23 protein-coding genes and 1 tRNA gene are annotated in these 25,676 nt (G+C 64.3%); 15 read left to right on the plus strand and 9 right to left on the minus strand.

Features of this window, described 5'->3' with window-relative positions; all coding sequences use genetic code 11:
* Position 1: 1 nt before the first annotated feature.
* Positions 2-454, minus strand: a complete 453-nt coding sequence (locus BI327_RS37555; protein ID WP_076866529.1) for a (2Fe-2S)-binding protein — start codon at positions 452-454, stop codon at positions 2-4.
* Between the two features lie 513 nt (positions 455-967).
* On the opposite strand from BI327_RS37555, the gene BI327_RS37560 reads away from it, so the two are divergent.
* A tRNA-Glu gene (locus BI327_RS37560) sits at positions 968-1,042 on the plus strand.
* 1 nt (position 1,043) lies between these two features.
* Here BI327_RS37560 and BI327_RS37565 read toward each other — a convergent pair.
* Positions 1,044-2,087, minus strand: a complete 1,044-nt coding sequence (locus tag BI327_RS37565) for a helix-turn-helix domain-containing protein (protein WP_076866531.1) — start codon at positions 2,085-2,087, stop codon at positions 1,044-1,046.
* Between the two features lie 573 nt (positions 2,088-2,660).
* Between BI327_RS37565 and BI327_RS43850 the strand changes: the two genes are divergently transcribed.
* Positions 2,661-3,452, plus strand: coding sequence for a DUF3047 domain-containing protein (locus tag BI327_RS43850; protein ID WP_394329912.1), 792 nt, complete (start codon positions 2,661-2,663; stop codon positions 3,450-3,452).
* An 18-nt stretch (positions 3,453-3,470) separates the two neighbouring features.
* Here BI327_RS43850 and BI327_RS37575 read toward each other — a convergent pair whose 3' ends face one another.
* On the minus strand, positions 3,471-4,766 hold the full coding sequence (locus tag BI327_RS37575; RefSeq protein ID WP_076866535.1) for an MFS transporter: 1,296 nt from the start codon (positions 4,764-4,766) through the stop codon (positions 3,471-3,473).
* A gap of 93 nt (positions 4,767-4,859) precedes the next feature.
* Here BI327_RS37575 and BI327_RS37580 point away from each other — a divergent pair, with 93 nt between their 5' ends.
* Positions 4,860-5,456 carry a TetR/AcrR family transcriptional regulator gene (locus tag BI327_RS37580; RefSeq protein ID WP_083742382.1) on the plus strand — a complete coding sequence of 199 codons (597 nt, stop codon included), beginning with the start codon at positions 4,860-4,862 and terminating at the stop codon, positions 5,454-5,456.
* A gap of 292 nt (positions 5,457-5,748) precedes the next feature.
* Here the strand turns inward: BI327_RS37580 and fabF are convergent, their stop codons facing one another.
* A complete protein-coding gene (fabF, locus tag BI327_RS37585) occupies positions 5,749-7,011 on the minus strand; it encodes a beta-ketoacyl-ACP synthase II (RefSeq protein ID WP_076866539.1) in 1,263 nt (420 codons plus the stop codon).
* Between the two features lie 595 nt (positions 7,012-7,606).
* On the opposite strand from fabF, the gene BI327_RS37590 reads away from it, so the two are divergent.
* The 3 genes from BI327_RS37590 (at position 7,607) to BI327_RS37600 (ending at position 9,114) form a co-directional block, all read left to right on the plus strand.
* The gene (locus BI327_RS37590) at positions 7,607-8,026 is read left to right on the plus strand and encodes a hypothetical protein (RefSeq protein ID WP_076866742.1); all 420 of its coding nucleotides are present in this window, start codon (positions 7,607-7,609) and stop codon (positions 8,024-8,026) included.
* Between the two features lie 111 nt (positions 8,027-8,137).
* Positions 8,138-8,389 (plus strand): PilZ domain-containing protein, encoded by a 252-nt coding sequence (locus tag BI327_RS37595; RefSeq protein ID WP_076866541.1) that lies wholly within the window; start codon positions 8,138-8,140, stop codon positions 8,387-8,389.
* A 296-nt stretch (positions 8,390-8,685) separates the two neighbouring features.
* Positions 8,686-9,114, plus strand: a complete 429-nt coding sequence (locus BI327_RS37600; RefSeq protein WP_076866543.1) for a hypothetical protein — start codon at positions 8,686-8,688, stop codon at positions 9,112-9,114.
* Between the two features lie 247 nt (positions 9,115-9,361).
* On the opposite strand, the gene BI327_RS42085 is transcribed toward BI327_RS37600, so the two are convergent.
* The 4 genes from BI327_RS42085 to BI327_RS37625 form a co-directional block, all read right to left on the minus strand.
* Positions 9,362-10,264, minus strand: coding sequence for a hypothetical protein (locus tag BI327_RS42085; RefSeq protein WP_143271775.1), 903 nt, complete (start codon positions 10,262-10,264; stop codon positions 9,362-9,364).
* Positions 10,265-11,153: 889 nt separating this feature from the next.
* Positions 11,154-12,323 (minus strand): T6SS phospholipase effector Tle1-like catalytic domain-containing protein, encoded by a 1,170-nt coding sequence (locus tag BI327_RS37615; RefSeq protein WP_083742380.1) that lies wholly within the window; start codon positions 12,321-12,323, stop codon positions 11,154-11,156.
* A 152-nt stretch (positions 12,324-12,475) separates the two neighbouring features.
* Positions 12,476-12,742, minus strand: coding sequence for an HGGxSTG domain-containing protein (locus tag BI327_RS37620; RefSeq protein WP_076866550.1), 267 nt, complete (start codon positions 12,740-12,742; stop codon positions 12,476-12,478).
* On the minus strand, positions 12,739-13,398 hold the full coding sequence (locus tag BI327_RS37625; RefSeq protein WP_076866744.1) for a hypothetical protein: 660 nt from the start codon (positions 13,396-13,398) through the stop codon (positions 12,739-12,741). The genes BI327_RS37620 and BI327_RS37625 overlap by 4 nt, the downstream gene beginning before the upstream one ends.
* A 467-nt stretch (positions 13,399-13,865) precedes the next feature.
* Between BI327_RS37625 and BI327_RS37630 the strand changes: the two genes are divergently transcribed.
* From BI327_RS37630 to BI327_RS37640, 3 genes are all read left to right on the plus strand, one after another.
* Positions 13,866-16,187, plus strand: coding sequence for a molybdopterin guanine dinucleotide-containing S/N-oxide reductase (locus tag BI327_RS37630; RefSeq protein ID WP_076866552.1), 2,322 nt, complete (start codon positions 13,866-13,868; stop codon positions 16,185-16,187).
* A 118-nt stretch (positions 16,188-16,305) separates the two neighbouring features.
* A complete protein-coding gene (locus BI327_RS37635) occupies positions 16,306-17,346 on the plus strand; it encodes an alpha/beta fold hydrolase (RefSeq protein ID WP_076866553.1) in 1,041 nt (346 codons plus the stop codon).
* 46 nt (positions 17,347-17,392) lie between these two features.
* A complete protein-coding gene (locus tag BI327_RS37640) occupies positions 17,393-18,262 on the plus strand; it encodes a PhzF family phenazine biosynthesis protein (RefSeq protein WP_076866555.1) in 870 nt (289 codons plus the stop codon).
* Positions 18,263-18,313: 51 nt separating this feature from the next.
* Here the strand turns inward: BI327_RS37640 and BI327_RS37645 are convergent, their stop codons facing one another.
* Positions 18,314-18,826, minus strand: a complete 513-nt coding sequence (locus tag BI327_RS37645; RefSeq protein WP_076866556.1) for a winged helix-turn-helix transcriptional regulator — start codon at positions 18,824-18,826, stop codon at positions 18,314-18,316.
* 207 nt (positions 18,827-19,033) lie between these two features.
* On the opposite strand from BI327_RS37645, the gene BI327_RS37650 reads away from it, so the two are divergent.
* The 6 genes from BI327_RS37650 (at position 19,034) to BI327_RS37675 (ending at position 25,676) form a co-directional block, all read left to right on the plus strand.
* Entirely contained in the window at positions 19,034-19,672 is a 639-nt protein-coding gene (locus BI327_RS37650) for a 2-hydroxychromene-2-carboxylate isomerase (RefSeq protein ID WP_076866558.1), read from the plus strand.
* Between the two features lie 71 nt (positions 19,673-19,743).
* Positions 19,744-21,291 (plus strand): class I adenylate-forming enzyme family protein, encoded by a 1,548-nt coding sequence (locus BI327_RS37655; protein WP_076866560.1) that lies wholly within the window; start codon positions 19,744-19,746, stop codon positions 21,289-21,291.
* A gap of 51 nt (positions 21,292-21,342) precedes the next feature.
* Positions 21,343-22,080, plus strand: coding sequence for an SDR family oxidoreductase (locus BI327_RS37660; RefSeq protein ID WP_076866563.1), 738 nt, complete (start codon positions 21,343-21,345; stop codon positions 22,078-22,080).
* Positions 22,081-22,092: 12 nt separating this feature from the next.
* Positions 22,093-23,274 carry an acyl-CoA dehydrogenase family protein gene (locus BI327_RS37665; protein WP_076866565.1) on the plus strand — a complete coding sequence of 394 codons (1,182 nt, stop codon included), beginning with the start codon at positions 22,093-22,095 and terminating at the stop codon, positions 23,272-23,274.
* 71 nt (positions 23,275-23,345) lie between these two features.
* A complete protein-coding gene (locus tag BI327_RS37670; protein WP_076866566.1) occupies positions 23,346-24,473 on the plus strand; it encodes an acyl-CoA dehydrogenase family protein in 1,128 nt (375 codons plus the stop codon).
* Positions 24,474-24,488: 15 nt separating this feature from the next.
* Positions 24,489-25,676: an acetyl-CoA C-acyltransferase gene (locus tag BI327_RS37675; protein ID WP_076866568.1), complete on the plus strand. Its 1,188-nt coding sequence runs from the start codon at positions 24,489-24,491 to the stop codon at positions 25,674-25,676.

The following is a 25,676-nucleotide window of genomic DNA, read 5'->3' on the forward strand; positions in this document are numbered from 1 at the left end:
GTCACACCCCCGTCGATGCGAGATGCACGGCATTCTCGATCCGCTGATAGCAGCCGCAGCGGCAGATATTGCCCGACATGGCTTCGCGGATCTGGTCGTGGCTGGGCTTCGGGTTCTGGTCCAAGAGCGCCGCCGCCTGCATGATCTGGCCGGCCTGGCAGTAGCCGCATTGCGGAACATTGACCTGGCGCCAGGCCTTCTGCACCGGATGGTCGCCGGTCGGATGCAGCCCCTCGATGGTGGTGATCTCGCGGCCGGCCGCGTCGGACACCGAGGTGATGCAGGCGCGCACCGCCTCCTTGTCGATGATCACGGTGCAGGCGCCGCACAGCGCCTGGCCGCAGCCGAACTTGGTGCCGGTGAGGCCGGCTTCGTCACGCAGATACCACAGCAGCGAAAGATCCGGGTCGCCGTCCCAATTTTGTTCCTGGCCGTTGATTTTTAGTTTGATCATGGTCTGTCCTCGCTCTGCCTAAGCTATTGACCGGGTGCGGCGCGAGGTGCGGAACGTCTTCCATCGCCTGCGGCCGCTGATGTTTGTTTTGCCAAGATTGTCGGTGAAGATGTTGGTGAGCCAAATTGCCGTGCGCCAAGGTTCTGCGCTTTGTTCCAAGCACTCCTCTCGCTTCTCGAGCGCCTTGCCGGGCGCAGCATGGTGAAGGGCTGCGATGTTAGCAGAGGAAGGCGCCGGGTGACTTCACAGACAGGTGTTTTGCCGTTGCCGTTTGGCGAAAGCAGGGCCGCCGTGCACGACGCAGACATGACATCCTGAGGTGGGTGTCATGCAATCGGCGGCTGCATCGCTGTATCCGTGCGGAGGAGACGCGCCGGGCCTGGCCGGTTCGGGACCCGTGCCGTGGCGAAACCATGGGCACGGCACGGTAAGCATGGATGACAAAATCCCCGCCGCAATGCACAAGGCACCTTGCGGCGGGGGGATTTCAAGGCTATTGCCTTCCCTCTCAACGCTCCCTTCGTCTAGCGGTTAGGACGCGGCCCTCTCAAGGCTGAAACAGGGGTTCGATTCCCCTAGGGAGCGCCAATCATCCTCGCAAGCCATTGGTTTCCGGCCGCACGCGTGATTCAAGCAGGCGCCGCCAGCGGCTGGGAGCAGCCCCGCTCCAGCGCTCGAAGGCCCGGCTGAAGTGGGCGGGGTCGTCATAACCGAGCATTGACGCAATTTCGCCGATCGAGCGGTCCTTCTGGCACAACAACGTCACTGCGCGTCGCTGCAGCGCGTTTCGCAGCAGGTCACGATAGCTCAGTCCGGCTTCGCTGAGCTTGCGCTGCAATGTTCGTGGTGTGAGGCCCGATCGGCTTGCGATGCTCGAAAGGGTCGGACGGCGGCCGAGTAGTTCCAATTCGATCAGCACGGAGAGACGGCCTGGCAGGTCTGCCGGATCCGGCAGGTCGAAGATGCGTCCGAGCTCACTGGCGCGCAGTCCATCGCCCTCGCCGAGATTTGGATTGACGGCCGCCAGCAGCCGCCGATCGAACACGATCGCGCTGGCGGCGTTGCCGCTAACCGTGTCGGTACACGTCAACGCGCCGATCGGACATCGCAGCCGGTGCGGCAGGTCGGCGAAGATGATCCGGCTCGGCAGCCAGCAGGCGCCGGCAAAATGCCTGACGACAGCGATCATGTACCAGATGGCGAGCATCTCGTTCTGCAGGCGCCCGTCGCGCGCGGGCTCCGTCAATTCATACGCCCAATGAATTTCGCTGCCATGGCGGCGGACGACCAGCCGGGTGGCGTTCTGCAGCATATGCGGCAGGCTCGTTCCGGCGCGGTGGATCGCCTCGAGCAAGGTCGGGGCCTGGGCCACCCATCGGCCGAAAATTCCAAGCCCCGACATCGACGTCTGGCGGCCGAGCCGGACTGCAAAGACTTCGTCGTGCAATTCCCGCGAGGTCACCATCAACAGCCGGAAATGATCGCGCAGCGGCAGCAGCGTGTCCGGCGCGTCGAGCAAGCCGAGGGGAAGATCGGCGCGGCGAAACACCCGCGCGATCGATCCACCGGCCGCCGTCACGACCTCCGCGATCGGACCAAGCGTGCTCGCGCGAGTGTAACCAGTCTGGTGCATCTGCCCTCACGCGCCAAATTTGCTGCCACGTCGGCACATCATGGCAGGCTGAATTCGCAGCGAAAGCATAGCATTCGAAATCCCATCGATGAACACGGCCGAACGCCGGCGACGAACGGGACCAGGGAGGAATGCATGTGCTTCGATTGTCTTGGTTTTGGCTTGTCGTCCCCAGCCGGCCGCATCGGGAAAATTTCCCGACGTGATGCGATGTTGCGCGCATCGGCGCTCGGTCTGGTGCTGCCCTTTGCCGGGCCTGCGTTGCGCCCGGCGCAAGCGGCAGAGCAGAACGGGCCGGCTGCAGCGGACCTGGTGAGCGGGATCAAGGATATCATTGCCAGGGCGAGTACGCCGGAGCTCGTGGCCTCCAGGGTTTTCGAGATCAACGGCGCCGATCTGCCGTGGACCGATCTCGGCCTCGACGCGGCGCAAGGCCAACAGATGACGTTCCTTTTGGGTGGTCGCATGTGGCTGTCGCGCGAACACGATCTTTGGTTCGGTCCTGGCCTCGTCTTCCACGCCCGCACGCGCGGGCAGCGGCCGATCTACAATCCGATGCTCGATACCGGGACCATGACCGCCTTCCACGATGGACGGATCGAGGTCGCGCGTTCGGCCGCGGAATGGGCCAATGAAGACGGCGCGCTGGGAACGCCGGAAGACATCTACAAGAAGGCGGATGTCAAGATCACCGGGATCGCACTGCTGTGGCGCGGCGATGCCGCTGCGGGCGTCAGGAGTCTGCTGACGCATGGCGACGTCGGCGGTCTGCTCAAGTCAGAACTCGCGCGTCTTCAGCGTGGGGGCAAGCTGCCGGCGGGCTGGTCGAACCTGCTCGGGTTTGGAGGCGGACAGGAGGTGTTCAGCCAGGGTGCCGACGGCGAGATCATCTGCGACACCACGGGCCACGTCAGCATCATCGAGCGGCCGCTGTCGCTTGCGTTGGCCTCCGGTCCGCGGCTCGCATGGCGCTGGAAAATCGACCAACTGCCAAGCGTCGTCGCGGAGGACCAGGCTGCGACCCACGACTATCTTTCGATCGGCGTGAAGTTCGAAGACGGGCAGGATCTGACCTACATCTGGAGCGAGCATTTGCCTGAAGGCAAGGTCTTCCAGTGCCCGTTGCCTGCCTGGAAAGCGATCGAGACGCATATGATCGTCCGTTCCGGGAAGGCGGATCTCGGAACCTGGCAAACGCAGGAACGTGATATCGCGGCAGACTACGCCGCCCATATCGGCGGCTCGGCAAAGGCCATCTCGAAAATCTGGCTGCTGGCCGTGGCGCCGTTTCAGCGCCGCCACGGCGCCTGTCGCTATGCCGATATCAAGGTCACCACCGGCGACAACGCCGTGCACAAGGTCTAGCGTGAGGCCGGCGCCGCCTCATGCCGCGGCGAGCACCGGCTGTGCCGGCCGCCTTCCGATCATCAGCGACAGCACGGCGGCGACGATGCCGGTTGCGCCTGCGATGATGAAGGCCTGCAGGTAATCGCCCTGCGCCGAGCGCACGAAGCCGGCGAGGAACGCGGCGCAGGCGGCGCCTAACTGATGGCCCGCCACCACCCAGCCGAACACCAGCGGCGCGTTCTTGTCGCCGAACGCCTCGTTGGCGATCCGCACCGTCGGCGGCACGGTCGCGATCCAGTCGAGACCATAGAACACCGCGAACACCGACAGGCTCACAAGCGAGAAATCCGAGTAGGGCAGGTAGATCAGCGACAGGCCGCGCAGCCCGTAATAGAAGAACAAGAGCTTGCGCGGATCGAACCGGTCGGTGAGCCAGCCCGACAGCGTGGTGCCGAACAGGTCGAAGAATCCCATCAGCGCCAGCAGGCTTGCGGCCTGCACCTCGACGATGCCGTGGTCGCCGCAGAACGCGATCAGATGGGTGCCGACCAGGCCGTTGGTGGTGAAGCCGCAGATGAAGAAGGTGGCGAACAGGAACCAGAACGCCCGCGTCTGCGCGGCGCGCACGAGGTTGCTGATCGCTGATGTGAACGGATTGCCGACAGCGGGCGGCGCGGGCTGATCGTCATGCGCGCTGCCGAACGAGCGCAGGCCGACGGATGCGGGCCGCTCCGGCACCAGGAAATACACCAGCGGAACCAGCGCCGCGCAGCATGCGGCGACCGTCAGCACCACCGGCTTCCAGCCGCCCCATGCCACCAGCGCCGCGAGGCCGGGCATGAAGATCAGGGTGCCGGTCGCGGTCGACGCGGTCAGAAGCCCCATGACGAGGCCGCGATTGGTGGTGAACCAGCGATTGACGATGGTGGCGCCGAGCACGTTGGCGACCGCGCCCGAGCCGATGCCCGACAGCAGGCCCCAGCTCATGAACAATTGCCACGGCGCGGTCATGAAGTAGCTCATGCCGGTCGAGACCGACATCAGCACGAGCGCGCCGAGCACCGTGCGGCGGATGCCGAAGCGCTGCATCACGGCGGCGGCGAACGGTCCCGCGAGGCCGTAGAGGAAGATGCCGACCGCGGCCGACGACGAGATCACGCCGACGTCCCAGCCGAACGCCCCTTGCAGCGGCAGCATCAGCACGCCCGGCGTCGCGCGCAGCCCGGCGGAGGCGAGCAGCGCCAGGAAGATCACGGCGACGACGACGAAGGCGTAGTTCTGGCCGAACGGGCGTTTCCGGACGGGGGCGGCTTGAAGGGATGTGTCGAGCATGTTACTTACCGGTACGTATTGCGATGCGGCCTGTATACGTACCGGTCAGTAACATTGTCAAGCGCGTCGCGCGGGAGGATCCGGATGGCTGCCATGAAGAAAACCGTCGAACCAGCTGAGGAGCGCCCCGTGCGCGCCGCCGACCGCATCCGCGCCTCCGCCAGCGAGCTGTTCTATCGCGAGGGCATCCGCGCCGTCGGCGTCGACGAGGTGGTCGAGCGGGCCGGCGTCACCAAGCCGAGCCTCTATCGCAGCTTCGCCTCCAAGGACGATCTCGCCGCCGCCTATATGCGCGACTACGACCTGGATTTCTGGGAGAAGTTCGAGAACCCCGGCGGCAAATCCTACAGCGATCCGCGCGAGCACGTGCTGGCCTATATCCGCGTGCTGTCGACCCGCGCGGTGCGCAAGGGCTATCGCGGCTGCGGGCTGAGCAACGCCACGATCGAATATCCGGCGCGCGACAATCCTGCGCGCCAGGTCGCCGAGGCGCACAAGAAGGTGTTCCGCAAGCGCCTGCGCGAGCTCGCAAGCAGCATGGGCGCGCGTCACCCCGCCGTGCTCGGCGATGCGCTGCTGCTGCTGATCGAAGGCATCTACAGCACCGGCCAGCAGTCGGAAGAGGGCCCGGCGGAATCCGCGCTCACGGTGGCGAAGCTATTGATCGATGCGAGCGTGGGGAAGCGGTGAGGGCGAGCATCCGCCTGCGGAGCCGCAAGCAAGCGTAGCCCGGATGAGCGCAGCGATATCCGGGGAAGGTCCGTCCCGCATGTCGCGGAGCCCGTCATCGGGCGCGCATTCGCGCGACCCGTTGGCTCATGCGGGCTACTGGCTACTTGCTGCTAACTCCATCGCGCTTTGGAGCATGATGAGATCAAGTTGAATTGGAGCAAGCGTAGCCCGGATGAGCGCAGCGATATCCGGGGAAGGTCCGTCCCCGCATGTCGCTGCGCTCATGCGGGCTACGAAACAGCCCAACGCTTCAAGCCCACCGCCGAAACACCAGACTGGCGTTGACGCCGCCGAATCCGAAGCCGTTCGAGATCGCGTGCTCGATCGCCATCGGCCGCGCAACCTTCCCGACCAGATCGATGCCATCAGCCGCCGGATCGGCATTCTCCAGATTGAGCGTGGGCGGCGCGATCTGATCGCGCAGCGCCAGGATCGTGAAGATCGCCTCGACGCCGCCGGCAGCGCCCAGCAGGTGTCCGGTCGCCGACTTGGTCGCGCTGACCGCAATCCCGCCGTCGCGCCCGAACACGCGCTTGATGGCCTCGAGCTCGCTGAGATCGCCGACCGGCGTCGAGGTCGAATGCGCGTTGAGATGCTGGATCTCGCGCGGGAGCACACCGGCCTGCGCCAGCGCCGCCTCCATGGCGCGGCGGGCGCCGTCGCCGTCTTCGGGACCTGCGGTGATGTGATAGGCGTCCGCCGTCGTGCCGTAGCCGGTGATCTCGGCGATCGGCTGCGCGCCGCGCCGCAGCGCATGGTCGAACTCCTCGATCACGAGCACACCTGCGCCTTCGCCCATCACAAAACCGTCGCGGTCGCGGTCGAACGGCCGTGACGCCCGGGCGGGCCCATCATTGAATGACGTCGACAGCGCTCGCGCGGCGGCAAAGCCGCCGAGGCTCACCGGATCGATGCAGGCCTCCGCGCCGCCGCAGATCGCAACATCGGCCTCGCCTGACCGGATCAGGCGCGCGGCATCGCCGATGGCTTGCACGCTCGCCGCGCACGCCGTCACCGGCGCGCCGATCGCACCCTTATAGCCGTAGCGGATGCTGATGTGCCCGGCCGCGAGATTGGCCAGGAAGGCGGGAACGGTGAACGGCGACAGGCGGCGCGTGCCGCTCTTCTCCACCGTGCGCACGGCGTCCGCGATCGCGGGAAACCCGCCGATCCCGGTTGCGATCACGGTCGCGGTGCGCACCTCGGCGTGCGCCTCGGCCGGCATCCAGCCGGCCTGCGCCACAGCCTCCGCCGCCGCCAGCAGCGCGAACAGGATGAACCGGTCCATCTTCTTCTGGTCCTTGCGCGGCGCCGCCAGATCAGGATCGAACCCGCCCTCGGCATCGTCGGCCTTGTCAGGCACCTGGCCTGCGACGCGCGCCGGCAGGCTCGCTGCCCATTCCGGCAATGCGCGCAGCCCGGACTGCCCCGCAAGCAGCCGCGACCAGACCAGTTCGGTGCCACAGCCCAGCGGGGACACCGTCCCGAGGCCCGTCACAACAATTCGACGCATGGTGCTCCTGTCGTGGCCTTGCCGGCGTGGCCGGGGCTCGAACCACCGCGGTTTCGAGGCTGGTTTGGTATATGATGATGATCATCATATATGACCGCGAGCGCCCGAGCGTCAAGGCATCGCGTGACGCCGTTTGCGGAGGCTGGAAGGCGAATTGAAATGATGTACGCAGCGCCTCATGGTCCGTCCCGCATGTCGCGGAGCCTGTCATCGGGCGCGCATTTGCGCGACCCGTTGGCTGATGCGGGCACCCTGCCGACGGACCAAAACGAAGTCGTCACGCCGAATATCGTGGCGCGACGACTTCGCCATGGTGGATCCGGATGGAGGGCAATATCCGGCGCGCTGATGTTTGATCGGCGACCGCGCCAAAGCAAACGAACTCGCGCGTTAAGCTTGATGCTGCGCGATCAGGTTAAATCGGGAACTCCGGCCGCCGACCTATCCATTTTAGTTCAGGCTAACTCCGCTGCGTGATTGATCCCGGTCGGAGTGCTTGATCCATTGCGTCAATTGTTGAGCGGAAATGACGAAATTTTGACGGGCGGTTAACCGGCCTCGCCGACACTTCAAGAGCCAGACCGGAGACGTGGAAGTGTCCTTCCAACTGACCGTCTTGAAAGTGCTGGCCGGCCAGTCCGCCGGGCGCGCCTCTGTTGCCGAAATCCGGCACGCCGTCGAAATCCTGATGAACAGCGGCAAGGACTGGACCGATCGCATGAAGCGCCTGGCGCAGCATGCACCGGATCTGAATATCTTCTCGGCCAGATTCATTCTCCGCGATCATGAAGGCTGGGAAATCACCGATGCAGGACGGCAATTCCTCGCGGCGCTCGAGGCGGCGGTTGCCAATCGGATAGAGCCACCGCCTCGAACAGTCGTCGATCTGCCATCCAGCGAGCCCGCAGCGAAGCCGGTGGCGGATGTGGAAAGATCGCTTGATCCTCCCCAGAGACGCCGTGACTGGCCGCGCCGCCGGCGGAGAAGAGATCGACCGAATCGGCGCAGCGCCTGAATGGTCTGTCGGGTTTTGGCGCGCGGCGCCGCATCCAGGCTTCGTTAGTGGAAACGAAATCTTTCTGACAGAGCATCAATCAGATTTGCATGATTTATTGATGGACACGGAATGGTTATCCTTCCCGACAGACGCAAGTCTGCGCGCAATCCGTCGTTGGATGATGCCCTGATCAGGTTTGACGATCTGTCGCTGTGCTGTGCCGTGCGGGACATCACGGAAGATGGCGCCGCCTTGCGGGCGGACCAGCATTCAGAACTGCCTGATCGGTTCACCCTCATCATTCCACCGAGCAAGACTTGCTTGTGCAATGTGGTTTGGCGCAAAGGCGGATGGGTCGGCGTCAAGTTCGTCACGGAGTGAATGGGCAAGCGTAGCCCGGATGAGCGCAGCGATATCCGGGAATGGCCCGTCCCGCATGTCGCGGAGCCTGTCATCGGGCGCGCATTCGCGCGACCCGTCGGCTCATGAGGGTTGTTTGCTCCGCCCTTGATTGCGCGGCGACGACCGTTCGATCGGCCGCCCGCACTGGTTGCGTTACACAAGATATCAATTCCGCGTTACGTTGTGGGATGTCTCACATCGGCCCGGACGGGGCGCCGCTTATCCTCAGATCGCTGCCGCTTTTCTTTCAAACAGAATATTTGAGGACGATGTAAATGAAAAAGCCCGTCTTGCACCCCACCTTCAGCTATGACGACAAGCACGGCATCAGGCCATTCGATAAGGCCAACGGGTCCGTGGATCCATGGACCGGCGTCGGTGGCCTCTCCGGCTTCGCCGGCTTCAGTTTCTTTTTCTTCAATGGTGGTGGAACGGGGAATTTGGCCCCCGGACGTCCGACCACCCAGACCGCCTCGTTCACATCGCCTCCAGGAAGCGGCGCGCTCATCACCGTGCGATCGGTCTCGGGAGCGTTCGTGACCGACGGCGGCGTCCATCTGACGGAACGGCCGCTGGGGCAGTTCGTCACCAACGTCTTTTTTTCAGGCCCGACGACGCTTGCCTGCCAGGTCATGTTGTCGGATTCGAACGGCGACGATCCCATCCAGGTGTGGGTGAACGGGACTCTGCTGTTTTTCAATTGAGCGAGCGCCAGTCGACGTCCCCGTCGTCGACCAGGCCGGCCGGCCGCGCTGGCGGCTTGACGCCGCCAACTGGATTGCAGTCGAAGCGGTGTCTTTCTCTACTCGATGAACGTCAGGAATCTTTGCCGATCACGCTAGTTGCGCTGAAAGCAGCGAGCGTAGCCCGGATGAGCGTAGCGATATCCGGGGATTGGTCCGGCCCGCATGTAGCGGCGCTCATGCGGGCTACTTGCTGTCACTGTCACTGTCACGGCTCGCGGAAGTATTGGATATCTCCCTGCATGCCGTTTTGACCGGATTGTCCAGGTTGTCCTTTCATATCAGGTCTGACGGTATGTCCCGGCGATCCGCCAGCACCGCCGTTGCCGCCACCCTTGCTTTCTCGGCCCTTCTTGAAATCGTTTCGGCAGCTCACGATAACCAGGCCGCCGTTGCCACCGGCGCCGCCACCGCCGCCAGCACCTGGATATTGCGCGTGCTCGAAAGTGCCGTTCGAAGCGCTGCCGCCGTTTCCACCGGCGGCACCGTCGGCGCCGGAGACGTCGATCAATCCGGCGCTTGCATCGAAATTGCCGAGGACACGAATGTAGAGAAACCCTCCGTGAAGCCCGCGAGCGCCTCCGCCCGCGCCGCCACCAACCGTTCCGTCTCCTCCCGACGCATCGCCCCCGTTGCTGCCTGGGCCGGCGGCGCCATTACCCGACGAAGCGATCTGTCCTCCACTGCCTCCATTGCCGACGTTCCAACGGGTGCCGTCCAAGCCGTTAGCCCTCCCGCCGTCGCCGGCTCGTGAGAGTTGGCCATCGCCCCCTCTTCCGAAGGCAGCGGCACCACCACCTCCGTTTCCGTATGCAGAACTGCCCGGCGTGCCGCCTGGTTTAAACTGCGAGCCAACAGAGGAGCCACCAGAGCCGCCGCTCGGCTGATGGAAAGCTGCCGAGCGCGTCGTTCCGTCGCTTCCCTGAAACACGTAATTGTTGTCGGCGCAGATTGGTGAACCGCGAACGAGAAGTGTTCCTCGCAGGATGAAGTCATCCATACAACCGATCTGCATCCAGGCACTCGCCGTCCAGGCCTCGGTGCTTATTTCAAGTATTCCGCCGGGGTCGATGATGACGCTCTTGTAGTTGGGAAATGTGTTGGGTGCCACGATGGATCGCGTGCCCACAGGGACGTGGAGAATCTGATGCCCGTTCGGCCAAGTCATACAGCCCTCTCTCTTCTAAGGTGCGAATTGGACATTCAGATCGAGAAACAATCCAGGCTTGGAGGTGGTGATGCGCAACCATGTCCCCGCATACTGCGTGAATTCATCCAGCCAGCACGAATTTGAGGCCCAGCTATCCGGTGCGTCTGGCGGAGCCGGAGATATGTTTCCTTGGCCTCCGACATCGAACCGGATGTACGCGCGAGGTTGCTGAGGATAGAACTCGTGTTCTGCTCGCCGCACGTCAACCACTAGCGAAAACGCATATCGGTCACCGTTGGACAACACTTCCTGATCAATGTTCCAAGGCTCCGGTCGCGTTAAGTCAACGCTATGCGGCAATGTATAAATGACCGTCTCTTGCGGTGGATGACCAGGCCTTTCCAGGGAAGTCTTTACACAAAGATACAATGAGCGAGTATCGTGCCCTGGCATAAGCGCTCCTTCTCTAAAATTATTTCGGACTAACACTCCGCCGGTAATACGTCCTGTTACATGAACGGGAATCAGCACCCGTCGGAGCATCGACAACCAAACGTTGCTCTACGACTGCACATTCACGTGCGGAATGCAATCGACAAATCGTCGGACGAGTACCGCACGCGCGGTGGAAGCGACGTACAGTCGACGTCGAAAATGAACGGAATTGCGGTGACGCGCACTCAAATATCTGTCGTCGCTCCAGCTCAACACGTGTGGGGCGGATCGCGCTCGGATGACTTCTCACTTGCTCACTTCATTACCTTCAGCGGCAAGCGTCGCCCGGATGAGCGTAGCGATATTCGGGAAGTGGTCCGTCCCTGCATGTCGCTGTGCTGATGCGGGCTACTTGCTACTCGAACCATCTGTCAAAGCGCTTCTGCAACGTGGCGTCTACGAACGTTGGCACGTCTGAAATCGTATCCTCATAGTCTACCGGCTTCGACGAGTAATCCTTCCAGTGTACCTTTTTTCCAACCAGGAATCCGTGCAGCGGATGAATCTCATCGTCCTTTTGCATGAAGGACAGTATTCGCGAGTTCCTTTGGCTGACAAGCGGCTCCTTATTGATGACGAACCGATTCGCCGCGGCATAGTCTTTGATCCTTCCGCGTACTGCTTCGCAGTTCGTGTTGATCAACGCGACATTGGCAATATCTCTCAGAAACTCCGCCATGGTGAGCAGCGCGACGAGGGAAATAAAATCTTCAGTGTAGCCGCCGCCTACGTCAGCATGAACTCCGGGCATCCAGATCTCTCGGAACGTCGCAGGACGATCTCTCGGAATGTCGAAGCGCTTTAATTCGAACTCTCTGCGGACATCGTGCATGCTCAGCAAGTGAACGACGTGCTCGACTGATTTCGCTGGAAACTGGTCTCGAAAATTGACGTTCTTGCAAAGCTCGACATCAAATTCACCGATAACGGTGTCGAAGAGACCCAAGAACTTGATCGTCGGCCCCTCGTCTTCTTCGCCGGTTGCGTGCCTTTGAAAAACCGACTTCTTGGCTTGTTGAAAGAGGTCGTTCTTTAGCTCGGCGATTTCGCCATAATACTCCCTCTCATCCTTTGCCCGCGAGATTTCGACGAAATCGTTCCAGAGGCGGTCTAGATACATCAGCATATCTGGTGTGAGAATGCCGAGATCGGAAATAAACCTCGACAGTATCCTGGCCGCCGCAGAGCCTCGGGAAAACCCGATCAGAACAATCTCATCACCGACGTGATAGTTGGCGCAGAGATTGACATATGCTCTCAGAATGAGCTGCTCGAGGTCATCTCCGAATATCTGTTGCCGTACCGTATCCGTCCGAAAGAACCACTTCTTTCTGTTCACTGCTCTCTTGACAGTGAATTTAGTCCCCACGCCAGGTAGATAGAAGGTGACTTGCGTCTTGGACGGCTCATCGCGAAATCGCTTACTGTCGGCTATGAGCTGGTTGATGGCATACACATTGGAGAATAGCTCACAGGTTGCGTCGTTTGTCGTGCCGTCAATGAGGAAGATCATCGTTTTTGACATGAATATTCGGTCACAAATGAATTTTCAAAAAGGCGTATTGAGAATAATTAGCAACCCTTGGTTATAAGTCAATTGTGCGATAAGAACTGCGGTGACAGTTCTGGAATCGTTCGGCATCGGTGGGCGCCGACTAGCACACCGTCACCGCGACATCACTTCATCCCCTCCAACACCTTCCGCACCTCACCCAGCAACGCCCGTATCTCCCTCCGTTCCGCGATCGCATCCCTGGTGAACAGGCCATGCTTGCGCGCGTTGCGGTTTGCCCTTGGCGCGCCGGATCCCTTTGCGCCGCCGTGCATGCGGCAGCGCCTCTTGCCGCGGACTACCGGCGCCCGGCACGCACCGCCGCAACGGGTCTTGGCGCCGCAGCGCGGGCTCGCCAGCATCGAGACGATCGTGCCGATGTGATCGCTCATGCCTGGGCGTCCTGCCCGGCATCGGCGGGGTCATGCGCGCGCCTGGCGGGCGTGGCCTTCGGCGTCCGCGCCGCGGGTGCCGGCGTCTCGCCGGCGACGATCACGCTCGCATGCTGGGTGACGTTGCCGACGATGGCGTTGCCGCCGTCCTCCACCTTCACGTTCTGCACGGTGATGGCGGGCTCGCCATGGCTGCGGTAGCGGTTCAGCGCCTCGATCTGGGCGGGAAAGGTGCGGGTGAGCCGGCCGAGGGCGCGCGCGGCGCTGTCGTGCTGGGCGAGGTCGTCGGCATGCGCGAGGTGGTGGGCGCAGCGCATCGCCATCACATGCACCGACACCATCTGCGCCACCAGCATGGCCTCGACGGCATCCCGCGGGCGAATGCTCTTCACCATCGAGATCATGAAGGCGAGGTTGACCTCGCAGGGCTTGCCGCCGCTCACGCTGGCCTTGACCAATTGCCTGAGGATGCCGTCCATCGCGGCGCGATCGGCGACGCCCAGCACGCTCGCCATCAGCGCTTCGCCGAGCCTCGGATCGGGGTGGTCGATCGCATATCCGCGCCGCGAGAGTTTTATGCGCGGCACTGTGGCGGCTTGCGGCTCGCCGGGGGCGGTGGCCAGCGTCGGCACGGTGAGATCGGGGGCAGGTGTCATGTCGATGGTCCCTGAAACGCGCACGGCCCGCGCGCAGGCGATCGCTCGCTGCGGGCGGCGGTGCATTTCGATGTGGTTGAGGGTGGTCGGCCGTCATCGCAGTCGCTGAGCCCGCTGTTGCGGGCGAGAGGGCATCTACCAGCGGCGCTTGCACGATTTCGGAATATTAGAAGAATATCCCTGAGTTGCCCGACATGTCAAGCCGCCGTGCCGGACGCCGACAGCGGGCCGGCTCCTTTGCATGGGGTTGTTTTCGAGTTTTTTGCTGCGGACACCCGTTGCGGCGAGTTCCGCCATCGTCGGCGATGAGGCCGGCAGGGCACGGTGCGACATCCGGCAGCGGGTGCCGTGCGCGTGGCCGCCTGCGCGTCGCGCAACCCTGTACCCGAAGACATCGGGGTGCCGATCGTTATACTGACGACATCTGTGTGACAGGGCTCGAACCCCGCATCCGAGGACGCTGCCGAATGAGCGAGACCATTGGCCACCCCGATCCCGGCCTCGATCTATCCGATGGTTTCAAGCCGCACACCTCGCATTGGGGCGTGTTCTCGGCGCGGCTCGGGAAGGCCGGTCTCGAAGTCCGGCCCTATGGCGGCGATCCCGATCCGAACGGCATCATCAACAACTTCCCCGGCGCGCTGCGCCACCAGGCGCGCATCGGCCAGCCTGCGATCCGCCGCGGCTGGCTCGAGCGCGGCCCCGGGCCCGACGATCGCCGCGGCCGCGACGAGTTCGTCTCGGTCAGCTGGGAGCAGGCGCTCGACCTGCTCGGCGGCGAGTTGTCGCGGATTCGCGACACGATCGGTCCCGGCGCGGTGTTCGGCGGCTCCTATGGCTGGTCGAGCGCGGGCCGCTTCCATCACGCGCAGAGCCAGGTGCATCGTTTCCTCAACATCGCGCTCGGCGGCTATGTCCGCTCGGTGAACACCTATTCCTCCGGCGCGTCCTCGGTGCTGCTGCCGCAGATTCTCGCCGGCTACGAGGACATCACCAAGCGCAACGTCACCTGGGAGCAGATTGCCTCAGAGACCGACATCGTGCTGGCGTTCGGCGGCATGGCGCTGAAGAACTCGATGGTGGCCGGCGGCTCGATCAGCAAGCATGTCGAGCGCGGCGCGATGCAAGCCGCGCACCTGCGCGGCTGCGCGTTCGTGCTGGTCAGCCCGCTGCGCGACGATCTCCCCGTCGAGGCCGGCGCCGAATGGCTGACGGCGGTGCCCGGCACCGACACCGCGCTGATGCTCGGCATCGTCCACGCCCTCGTCAGCGAAGGCCTGCACGATCAGGCCTTCCTCGATCGCTACACCGAGGGCTGGCCGGTGTTTCTGCGTTATCTGACCGGCGAGAGCGATGGCCAAGCAAAGAGCGCCGAATGGGCCGCTTCGATCTGCGGCATCGATGCCGGCACCATCAGGGCGCTCGCGCGTCGGCTTGCCGGGCGGCGCGCGCTGATCACGGTGTCGCATTCGCTGCAGCGCGCCGAGCATGGCGAGCAGCCGGTGTGGATGGGCATGGTGCTGGCGGCGGCACTCGGCCAGATCGGCCTGCCCGGCGGCGGCTACGCCTATTCGCTCGGCGCGATCGGCTATTACGGGCGCCGCGTCAACGACGTGCCGGGGCCGACGCTCGGCCAGGGCCGCAACGGCGTCGCCGACTTCATTCCGGTGGCGCGCATCGCCGACATGCTGCTCAATCCCGGCACCACCTATCGCTACAATGGCGAGACACGGACCTATCCGGATATCCGCCTGGTCTATTGGGCCGGCGGCAATCCGTTCCACCATCACCAGGACCTCAACCGGCTGCGCAAGGCGTTTGCGCGGCTCGACACGCTGGTCGTGCACGAGCTCGCCTGGACCGCCACCGCGCGCCACGCCGACATCGTGCTGCCCTCGACGATGACGCTGGAACGCGAGGACATCGGCTATTCCACCAACGATCCCTTGATGGTCGCGATGCACCGCATCGCCGAGCCGTTCGGGCTCGCGCGCGACGATTTTGACATCTTCGCCGACCTCGCCGAGCGTCTCGGCGCCCGTGAGCCCTTCACCGAGGGGCGCACGTCGCGGCAATGGCTGGAACATCTCTACGAGCCGACCCGCAAGGCGCTCGCCGCGCGCGGGCTCGAAGCGCCCGGCTTCGACGAGTTCTGGGCGCGCGGCAGCCTGGTGGTGCCGCAGCATCTCGACGACGGCGGCTCGCTGCGCCGCTTCCGCGAGGATCCCGTGGCGCGGCCGCTGCCGACGCGAAGCGGCCGCATCGAGATATTCTCGCAGAAGATTGCGGATCACGGCGATGCCGATTGCCCCGGCCATCCGGTCTGGCTTGCGAAGACCGATACGCCCAAGCCTGACTCGCCGTGCTATCTCGTCGCCAACCAGCCGGTGACGCGCCTGCACAGCCAGCTCGATTTCGGCGGGCACTCGCTCGACGCCAAGCATCGCGGCCGCGAGGTCGCACGGATGAACCCGCGCGATGCGGCGGCGCGCGGCATCGCCGACGGCGACATCATCCGCATCTTCAATTCGCGCGGAGCATGTCTGGCCGCGGTGCATGTCACCGACGGCATCGCGCCCGGCGTTGTGCAGCTGCCGACCGGCGCCTGGTACGACCCGATGGACCCCGAGGACGAGGCGCCGCTCTGCGTCCACGGCAATCCGAACGTGCTGACGCGCGACATCGGCACGTCATCCTTCGCGCAGGGCTGCACCGGGCAGCTCACGACCGTCGAGGTCGAGCGCTTCAACGGCAACCTGCCGCCGATTAGGGCGTTCGATCCGGCGTAGAGCATGATCCGACGGGGCTCCCGGCCGGATCACGAATAAATCATCGCTGGGCGCTGGATGGCGCCCAACCGTTCGGCTACGGCATCGCGAGATCGCCCCTGATATCGGACCCGCTGAGATGCACCTGAAAGCCCTGTTTTTTGCCGTCGCCGCGACCGTCGCGCTCGGTTCGTCCAGCGCCTTGGCGCAATCGGCCGCCGAGCCGGCCTATGGACCGGAGTTGCAGGGTTTCGAATATCCCTATCCGGTGCAGCATTATCGCTTCAGCTCGCAGGGGCAGGAGCTCGACATGGCCTATCTCGACGTCAAGCCGGCGACGCCGAACGGGCAGACCGCGGTGCTGCTGCACGGCAAGAATTTCTGTGCCGCGACCTGGGACGGCACCATCAAGGCGCTCAGCGGCGCCGGCTATCGCGTGATCGCGATGGACCAGATCGGCTTCTGCAAATCCAGTAAGCCGGAACGCTATCAGTTCACCTTCCAGCAGCTCGCCGGCAACAGCCGCGCACTGCTCGCCTCCCTCGGCATCGAGCGCTCGGTCATGGTCGGCCATTCGACCGGCGGAATGCTCGCGATGCGCTACGCGCTGATGTATCCGGACGCCACCGACCGCCTGGTGCTGGTCGATCCGATCGGGCTGGAGGACTGGAAGGCCAAGGGCGTGCCGTGGCTCAGCCTCGACGGCTGGATGCAGCGTGAGACGCGCGTCACCGCCGACAGCATCCGCGCCTATGAGCGCGCCACCTACTATGCCGACACCTGGGATCCGTCCTACGAGGTGTGGGTGCAGATGCTGGCCGGCATGTATCGCGGCGAGGGCCGCGCCGCCGTGGCGTCGAGCTCGGCGCGGCTCTACGACATGATCGCGACCCAGCCGGTGTTCTACGAATTCGAGCAGATCAAGCCGCCGACGCTATTGTTCGTCGGCGACAAGGACACCACCGCGATCGGCAAGGACACCGCGCCGCCGGAGCTTCGCAAGACGCTCGGCAATTATCCGGTGCTCGGCAAGGAGGCGGTGAAGCGGATTCCGCATGCGCAGCTGATCGAATTCCCCGATCTCGGCCATTCGCCGCAGATCCAGGCGCCCGCGCGCTTCCACGAGGCGCTGCTCGGCTGGCTGCAGCATCCGGAGACCGGCGCGACGCTGGTCAAATAAGGGCCGCGCGAGAGGTTCAGGGCAAGGCACTTCGGGGAACGACATCATGACGACAGCCGAACTGGTCAGCGTGTTCACGGTGGATGGGCAGGGCGGCAATCCCTGTCCGATCGTGGTGGATGCGCGAGGCATGAGCGCGTCCGAGATGCAGGACGTCGCCCGCCGCCACGGTCACGAGTCCGGCTTCGTCCTGCCGGCCGAGAGCGACGATTTCGACGCGACGTTCCGCTTCTTCGTGCCGAACCACGAAATGGAAATGTGCGGCCACGCCACCATCGGCGCGCTCTGGCTGCTGGCGCGCCACGGCAAGCTGGGAGGCGATACGATCCGGATCTCGACCCGCAGCGGTCCCGTCACCGGCTTCATCAGCCGCGATGGTCTCGGCGAGCCCCGTGTCGAGATCACCCAGCCGGCCGGCAAGACCGTTCCGCTGACTGCGAGCCAGCGCGACGACGTGCTGCGCGCGCTCGCGATCGGGCCGGATGCGATCGGCGCGGCAACGCCGTGCAATGCGGTCACCTCGCGGATCAAGACCTTGATCCCGATGCGCTCTCCCGAGGCGCTGAATGCGCTCGATCCGGTGGCCCAGGATGTCGAGGCGGTCTGCCGCCGGATCGGATCGACCGGGCTCTATCCGTTCGCGGTGATCGATCGGGAGGCGCGCCTGTTCGAGGCGCGGCAATTCCCGCGCTCGTCCGGTTATCGGGAAGATGCCGCAACCGGCATCGCGGCCGCCGCGCTGGCCTTCGGACTGCTCGATAGCGGTCTGGTCGCGCCGAATGACGAGGAGATCCGGATCCTGCAGGGCAGGGCGATGGGGCGCCTGTCGGAGATTCGCGTCCGCATCGGCTTCGCCGGCGGCCGTCCGGTCGGCTGCCTGCTCGGCGGCAATGTCGAGCTGATTGCGGCACACTGAAATCAGCGGCTTTCGCCCGGCCGCTCGAGGCGCCGGTTCTGCAAGGACAGTCTAGCCCTGCTCGGCGCCCCTCTTGGTGCGCTCCCGCGCGCTGGCGTGCAGCGGCGATGATCGCCGGGCGCCGGGGCCGGGATGCACATGGACGTGCTTGGCGCTCAGCGGTTCGCCGCATTCCGAGCAGACCATCACGGGATCGAACATCTTCCCGCAGCTCTTGTGTTCGTGCAGCAGCGGCCGGCCGCGCGCATCGACCATGTGGATGTTGCCCCAGTGCACGATCGACATGATGATCGGGTAGAGGTCGAGGCCCTTCGCCGTCAGGATGTATTCGTAGCGCTTCGGCGCTTCCTGATAGGGAATCTTGCGCAGCACGCCGAAGCGCACCAGCTTCTTCAGCCGGTCGGCGAGCAGATGCCGGGTGATGCCGAGCGACGCCTGGAAGTCATCGAACCTGCGGATGCGCAGAAAGCATTCGCGCAGGATCAACAGGCTCCAGCGGTCGCCGATCACGGCCACGGTGCGGGCGAGTGAGCACGGCTCCTCCTCGAGGGCATCCCATTTCATCGGCGTCTCCTGCGGTCAGCGGCATCGTCGCAAATCAAATTCTAAAACAGAACTTACATCATTTCAATAGGATGCCTGAAAGTCGGCCGCTTGCCGGCGATTGCATGACAAATATCATATTGACAGTTCTAAAATAGAACTTATGGTCCAGCCACGATCAACCCGGCCAGGCAAATGGCCGCCGACAATCGAAGGGAAGGGCGTTCCATGGCTGCTCCGCTCAAGGTCGAGTTCCACTTCGATTTCGGAAGTCCGAACGCCTATCTCGCCGAGCTTGCGCTGCCGGGGATCGAGAAGCGCACCGGCGTGAAGTTCGACTACATCCCGGTGCTGCTCGGCGGCGTCTACAAGGCGACCGGCAACATGTCGCCCGGCGAATCCCTGCGAGGCATCAAGAACAAGCCGGAGTACAACGCGCTCGAGACCGAGCGCTTCCTGCGCCGCTACAACATCACGACGTTCAAGACGAACCCGTTCTTCCCGGTCAACACGCTGATGCTGATGCGCGGCGTCGTCGCTGCCGATTTCGAGGGGCTGTTCGAGCCGTATTTCCGCGCCGCCTATCACCACATGTGGTCCGAGCCCAAGAAGATGGACGATCCGCAGGTGTTCCGCGAGGCGTTCCTTTCGTCCGGCCTCGATATCGACCGCATCATCGCCCGCGCGCAGCAGGACGAGGTGAAGAAGAAGCTGATCGACAACACCAGCAACGCGGTGGCGCGCGGCTCGTTCGGCTCGCCGACCTTCTTTGTCGGTGACGAGATCTTCTTCGGCAAGGATCGCTTGAGCGAGGTCGAGGAAGAGATCGTGGCGCAGCTGGCCGCGAGGCAGCGCAAGACCGCCTGATTCAAGGCCGCCTCAGCGGGAGTGTCTCAAGACAACAATCAAGCCCGAAGGGCTGATGCAGGGAGGTTGCAGTGCTGGCGACGACGCAGGTGATTGAGGGAAGTGTGGAAGGCTTGCCGAACCGCATCCACGAGGTGATCAATCACTACGTCGTGGCGACGCCGGATCATCCGGCGCTGATCGACGACACGATGCGGCTGACTTATCGCGAGCTCGATCAAGCGGTCGATCGCGTCGCCGCCGCGTTGCAGACGCTCGGCATCCGTGCCGGCGACCGCATGATGATCGTGAGTGAGAATTCGATTCCGCTGGCCTGCCTGCTGCTGGCGGCAAGCCGGCTCGACGTCTGGTCGATCGTGGTCAATCCGCGGCTGTCGCCGCGCGAGCTGGATCAGATCAGGGATCACAGCGGCGCCCGCCGCGTGCTGCTGACCGCCGACGTGTCGCAGGAGGCGGCCGCGCATGCCGCGCGTTACGAGGCCACCGTTCAGGATGTGGGCCCGCTCCGCAACGTCGCCGTCACCGCCCTGAACCTGGCAACGGTTGCCGAGCCGGTCGAGGCCGACGGTGCCAACCAGGTCGCGGTTCTGATCTATACGTCCGGCACCACGGGCACGCCGAAGGGCGTGATGCTGACCCATCGCAACCTCCTGTTCAGCGCCCGCGGCACTGCGGCCTTCCGCAAGATGGCGGCCGATGACGTGCAATATTGCGTGCTGCCGATCTCGCATATCGTCGGCATCTCGCTGCTGACGATGACCTTGATGGTCGGTGCCACCGTGCGCCTCGTCGCCAAGTATGATCCGGCTGCGCTGGTCAAGGCGATGGCCGAGGAGGGCATCACGATCCTCAACGGCGTGCCCGCGACCTATCAGCGCCTGCTCGAATACCGCCGCAATGCCGGGCTGCCGAAGCTCGATCGCGGCCGGTTGCGGGTGATCTCGGTGGCCGGCGCGCCGCTCGATCTCGAACTCAAAACCCGTGTCGAACAGGAGCTCGGGCTGCCGCTCCTCAATGGCTACGGCATCACGGAATGCTCGCCGGGTATCTCGGGCGTCCGGCCTGACAATCCGCGGGCGGACCACGCGGTCGGAACTGTCATGCCCGGCCTCGAGGCCAAGCTGGTCGGCCGTGACCTCAAGCCGGTCGCCGACGGAGAGGTCGGCGAGCTCCATGTTCGCGGCCCGAACGTGATGCGCGGGTACTACCGGGCGCCCGATCTGACCGCCAAGGCGATCGATCCTGACGGCTGGTTCAACACCGGCGATCTCGCTCGCTTCCAGGATGGCGCGCTCTACATTGTCGGGCGGACCAAGGAGATGATCATCCGCTCCGGGTTCAACGTCTATCCGGCCGAGATCGAGGCGGTGCTGAGCACGCATGATGCTGTGGTGCAATGCGCCGTGGTCGGCCGGCCGGTCGAGGGCAATGAGGAGGTCATTGCCTTCGTGCAGCTGATCAAGGGATCGAAGGTCACGGTAGCGGACCTGATGGCCCATGTTGCTCCGCAACTGACCTCGTACAAGCGCCCGTCGGAGATTATCCTGATGGACGCGCTGCCCGCGACGTCGACGGGCAAGCTATTGAAGCACAAGCTGGCGGAGTCGCTGCGCAGCTGAGGTTGCGCTGCCGCCGCAAGCCAGTTCACTCAAACAGAACCGGAGTACACCATGCAGAAGAGAAACAGGACGGTGGCCGTCATTGGTGCCGGTGACTTCATCGGCGGCGAGATCGCCAAGAAGTTCGCCAGCGAGGGCTTCACGATCTTCGCCGGCCGCCGCAACGGCGACAAGCTCGCGCCGCTGGTCAAGGAGATCGAGGCCGCCGGCGGCGAGATCCATGCGCGCTCGCTCGACGCGCGCAAGGAGGAGGAGATCACCGCTTTCCTCAACGACGCCGACAAGCATGCGCCGCTGGAGGTCTGCATCTTCAACATCGGCGCCAACGTCAATTTCCCGATCCTCGAGACCACCGAGCGCGTGTTCCGCAAGGTTTGGGAGATGGCCTGCTACTCCGGCTTCCTGGCCGGGCGCGAGGCGGCGCGGCTGATGACGGCGCGCGGCGAGGGCAACATCTTCTTCACCGGCGCCACCGCGTCGCTCCGCGGCGGCAGCGGTTATGCCGCCTTTGCCAGCGCCAAGTTCGGCCTGCGTGCCGTGGCGCAGGCGATGGCGCGCGAGCTGGGGCCGAAGAACATCCATGTCGCGCATCTGATCATCGATTCCGGCGTCGACACCGAATGGGTGCGGCAGCGCCGCATCGAGGCGCTCGGCCCCAACGCGCTCGACAATCCCGATCTGCTGATGCCGCCGGCCTCGGTCGCCGCGTCTTACTGGCAGCTCTACCAGCAGCCGAAGAGCGCCTGGACCTTCGAGCTGGAAATCCGGCCCTTCGGCGAGAAGTGGTAGGGAGCACGGCAGATGGAGCTCGCGCTATCCCCTGAAGATGCGGCGTTTCGCGACGAGGTTCGCGCCTTCATCAAGGACAACTATCCGGCGGAGATGCGCGTCGCCAATCCGGAGACCGATCTCTCCAAGGAGCAGATGCTGCTGTGGCATCGCATCCTGCATAACAAGGGCTGGATCGCGCCGCTCTGGCCCAGGGAATATGGCGGGCCCGGCTGGTCGATCACCCGCCGGTTCATCTTCGAGCAGGAGACGACCCGCGCCGGCACGATGCCGCCATTGGCGTTCAGCGTCACCATGGTCGGCCCGGTCATCTACAGCTTCGGCAACGCGGCGCAGAAAGCGAAGTTCCTGCCGCGCATCCTGTCCGGCGAGGACTGGTGGTGCCAGGGCTATTCGGAGCCGGGCTCCGGCTCCGACCTTGCCACAGTCCGCACCAAGGCGGTGCGTGACGGCGACCATTACATCGTCAACGGGCACAAGACCTGGACCACGCTGGCGCAGCATGCCGACTGGATCTTCTGCCTGGTCCGCACCGATCCCGCGGCCAAGCCGCAGTCGGGCATCTCGTTCCTGTTGATCGACATGAAGTCGCCGGGCGTCACCGTGCGCCCGATCATCACCATCGACGGCTCGCACGAGGTCAACGACGTCTTCCTCGAAAACGTCCGCGTCCCCGCCGAGAACTTGATCGGCGAGGAGAACAAGGGCTGGACCTACGCCAAATTCCTGCTCGGCAATGAGCGCACCAGCATGGCCGGCATCGGCCGCTCGACGCGCTATCTCAACCGGCTGAAGAAGATCGTGAAGGCCGAAATCCCGGAAGACGATCCTGCGCATCTGGAATTCATCAGGGATATAGCCCGCGTCGAGCTCGACGTGCTGGCGTTGGAGGCGACCGAGCTTCGCGTCGTCGCCCAGATGGCGCGCGGCATCGATCCGGGACCCGCGGCCTCGCTGTTCAAGATCCGCGGCACCGAGATCTTCCAGAACATCACCGAGCTGACGCATCGGGCGATCGGCAATGATGGGCTTGCGATCCGCGAGCATCCGGTCAGCGCCAATCACTTCATGCCGGGCCCTGACTACGGCCACACGGCGTCGGAGAAATATCTCAACTCGCGCAAGCTCTCGATCTACGGCGGATCGAACGAGATCCAGCGCAACATCATCGCCAAGGCGGTGCTTGGTCTCTAGGGCACCATGCCCAAACAAGGACACAACGCGCGTCTCATCACGCTCTAGCAGCAGCGCAACGAGAGGATCGGATGGATATCCAGTTCACGGAAGAGCAGGAATTGTTGCGGTCCAGCGTCCAGCGGCTGCTGCGCGACCAGTATGATTTCGACGCCCGCCGCAAGATCGTCGCGAGCGAAGAGGGCTTTGGCCGCAAGCAATGGGCCGAATTCGCCGAGCTCGGCCTGCTTGCCGCGCCGTTCTCGGAGGCCGCGGGCGGGCTCGGCGGCGGGCCGCTGTCGACCATGATCGTCATGCAGGAGTTCGGCCGCCATCTCGTGGTCGAGCCGTTCGTCGAGACGGTTGTCGTTGCCGGCGGCTTGATCGAGCACGCCGGTTCCGAGGTTCAGAAGCAGGCCTTCATTGGCGACATCATCGCAGGATCAAAACTCTGGGCGCTGGCATGGACCGAGCGGGGCTCGCGGTTCGATCTCGCCACCGTCACCACCACCGCGCGCCGGGACGGCAATGACTACGTCCTGACCGGCGAGAAGACGGCGGTGCTCGCCGCGCCGTGGGCGGATTACCTCATCGTCTCGGCGCGCACCTCGGGGCATCGCCACGACCGCGGCGGCGTCAGCCTGTTCGTGGTCGATCGCCGCGCCGCTAATCTCGACCTGCAAAGCTTCAAGACCATCGATGGCCGCCGCGCGGCAGAGATCAGCCTGCGCGGCGTGCGCGGGGAGCTGCTGGGTAAGGAAGGCGAAGGTGTCGCCGCGCTGGAGGCTTGCCGCAATCGCGCCATCGGCGCGCTGTGCGCCGAGGCGGTCGGCGCGATCGGCGAGCTGAATGACGCGACACTCGATTATTCCAAGACGCGAAAGCAGTTCGGCGTCACGATCGGCAGCTTCCAGGTGCTGCAGCACCGGATGGTCGACATGTTCATCGCGCATCAGGAAGCGCTGTCCCTTATGCAGCACCTCAGCCTCAGTCTCAGGGACGACGACGCCGGCGTCTCCCGGCTGGCGTCGGGTGCAAAATCCAAGATCGGCTATGCCGGCAAGTTCGTCGCCGATCAGGCGGTGCAGCTGCACGGCGGCATGGGCATGACCGACGAGCTCAATGTCGGCCATTACTTCAAGCGGATTTCTTCCATCAACATCCAGTTCGGCGATCCCGCCTATCACGTGCTGCGCTACGCGCAGCTCGACGCGGCTTAATTCAGAGAGGCAAGCATGTCCCAGGATGCAGTCATCGTTTCCACCGCGCGCACCGGCGTCGGCAAGGCCTATCGCGGCGCGCTCAACAACACCGACGGCCCGACCCTGGCCGGCCACGTGATGGCCGAAGCCGTGAAGCGCGCCGGCATCGCGCCCGGCGAGGTCGAGGACGTCGTGATGGGCTGCGCCATGCAGCAGGGCACCATGGTGATGAACGTCGCGCGCAAGGGCGCGATCCGCGCCGGACTTCCCGTCACGGTCGCCGGCACCACCATCGACCGGCAATGCGCCTCCGGCCTGCAAGCGATCGCGGTCGCCGCGCGTTCGGTGATGCTGGATGGCGTCGAGATCGCGATCGGCGGCGGCATCGAGTCGATCAGCCTGGTGCAGAACGAGCACATGAACCGGTTCCACGCCGTCGACGACGAACTGATGGCGATGAAGCCCGAGATGTACATGTCGATGCTGGAGACCGCCGAGGTCGTCGCCGAGCGCTACGGGATCGGCCGCGACCAGCAGGACGAATACAGCCTCGAGTGCCAGCGCCGCGTCGGCGCCGCGCTGCAGGGCGGCCGCTTCAACGACGAGATCGTGCCGTTCACGACCAAGATGGCCGTGGTCAACAAGGACACCAAGGAAGTCAGCTTCCAGCAGGTGACGCTCGCCAAGGACGAAGGCCCGCGGCCGGACACCACGGCGGAGGGGCTTGCCAAGATCAAGTCGGTGTTCGAGGGCAAGACCATCAGCGCCGGCAATGCCAGCCAGCTCTCGGACGGCGCCTCGGCCTGCGTGATCATGAGCGACAAGGTCGCCGCGCAGAAGGGCCTCAAGCCGCTCGGCATCTTCCGCGGCTTCGTCGCCGCCGGCGTCGAGCCGGACGAGATGGGCGTCGGCCCGGTCGCCGCGATCCCGCGGCTGTTGAAGCGGCATAACCTCAAGATCGACGACATCGATCTCTGGGAGCTCAACGAGGCCTATGCGGTGCAGGTGATCTATTGCCGCGACAAGCTCGGCATCGATCCGGAGAAGCTCAACGTCAATGGCGGCTCGATCGCGATCGGTCATCCCTATGGCATGACGGGCTCGCGGCTCACCGGCCACCTGCTGATCGAGGGCCGGCGGCGCAAGGCGAAATACGGCGTGGTGACCATGTGCATCGGCGGCGGCATGGGCGCGGCCGGCCTGTTCGAAATCATCCACTGA

The organism is Bradyrhizobium mercantei (assembly GCF_001982635.1).
GTDB classification, from domain to species: Bacteria; Pseudomonadota; Alphaproteobacteria; order Rhizobiales; family Xanthobacteraceae; genus Bradyrhizobium; species Bradyrhizobium mercantei.

Coding starts and splice junctions, on each gene's coding strand:
- BI327_RS37555 (WP_076866529.1), bottom strand. CDS start 454: ATGATCAAACTAAAAATCAACGGCCAGGAACAAAATTGGGACGGCGAC.
- BI327_RS37565 (WP_076866531.1), bottom strand. CDS start 2,087: ATGCACCAGACTGGTTACACTCGCGCGAGCACGCTTGGTCCGATCGCG.
- BI327_RS43850 (WP_394329912.1), top strand. CDS start 2,661: ATGACCGCCTTCCACGATGGACGGATCGAGGTCGCGCGTTCGGCCGCG.
- BI327_RS37575 (WP_076866535.1), bottom strand. CDS start 4,766: ATGCTCGACACATCCCTTCAAGCCGCCCCCGTCCGGAAACGCCCGTTC.
- BI327_RS37580 (WP_083742382.1), top strand. CDS start 4,860: ATGAAGAAAACCGTCGAACCAGCTGAGGAGCGCCCCGTGCGCGCCGCC.
- fabF (WP_076866539.1), bottom strand. CDS start 7,011: ATGCGTCGAATTGTTGTGACGGGCCTCGGGACGGTGTCCCCGCTGGGC.
- BI327_RS37595 (WP_076866541.1), top strand. CDS start 8,138: ATGGTTATCCTTCCCGACAGACGCAAGTCTGCGCGCAATCCGTCGTTG.
- BI327_RS37600 (WP_076866543.1), top strand. CDS start 8,686: ATGAAAAAGCCCGTCTTGCACCCCACCTTCAGCTATGACGACAAGCAC.
- BI327_RS37615 (WP_083742380.1), bottom strand. CDS start 12,323: ATGTCAAAAACGATGATCTTCCTCATTGACGGCACGACAAACGACGCA.
- BI327_RS37620 (WP_076866550.1), bottom strand. CDS start 12,742: ATGAGCGATCACATCGGCACGATCGTCTCGATGCTGGCGAGCCCGCGC.
- BI327_RS37625 (WP_076866744.1), bottom strand. CDS start 13,398: ATGACACCTGCCCCCGATCTCACCGTGCCGACGCTGGCCACCGCCCCC.
- BI327_RS37630 (WP_076866552.1), top strand. CDS start 13,866: ATGAGCGAGACCATTGGCCACCCCGATCCCGGCCTCGATCTATCCGAT.
- BI327_RS37635 (WP_076866553.1), top strand. CDS start 16,306: ATGCACCTGAAAGCCCTGTTTTTTGCCGTCGCCGCGACCGTCGCGCTC.
- BI327_RS37640 (WP_076866555.1), top strand. CDS start 17,393: ATGACGACAGCCGAACTGGTCAGCGTGTTCACGGTGGATGGGCAGGGC.
- BI327_RS37645 (WP_076866556.1), bottom strand. CDS start 18,826: ATGAAATGGGATGCCCTCGAGGAGGAGCCGTGCTCACTCGCCCGCACC.
- BI327_RS37650 (WP_076866558.1), top strand. CDS start 19,034: ATGGCTGCTCCGCTCAAGGTCGAGTTCCACTTCGATTTCGGAAGTCCG.
- BI327_RS37660 (WP_076866563.1), top strand. CDS start 21,343: ATGCAGAAGAGAAACAGGACGGTGGCCGTCATTGGTGCCGGTGACTTC.
- BI327_RS37665 (WP_076866565.1), top strand. CDS start 22,093: ATGGAGCTCGCGCTATCCCCTGAAGATGCGGCGTTTCGCGACGAGGTT.
- BI327_RS37670 (WP_076866566.1), top strand. CDS start 23,346: ATGGATATCCAGTTCACGGAAGAGCAGGAATTGTTGCGGTCCAGCGTC.
- BI327_RS37675 (WP_076866568.1), top strand. CDS start 24,489: ATGTCCCAGGATGCAGTCATCGTTTCCACCGCGCGCACCGGCGTCGGC.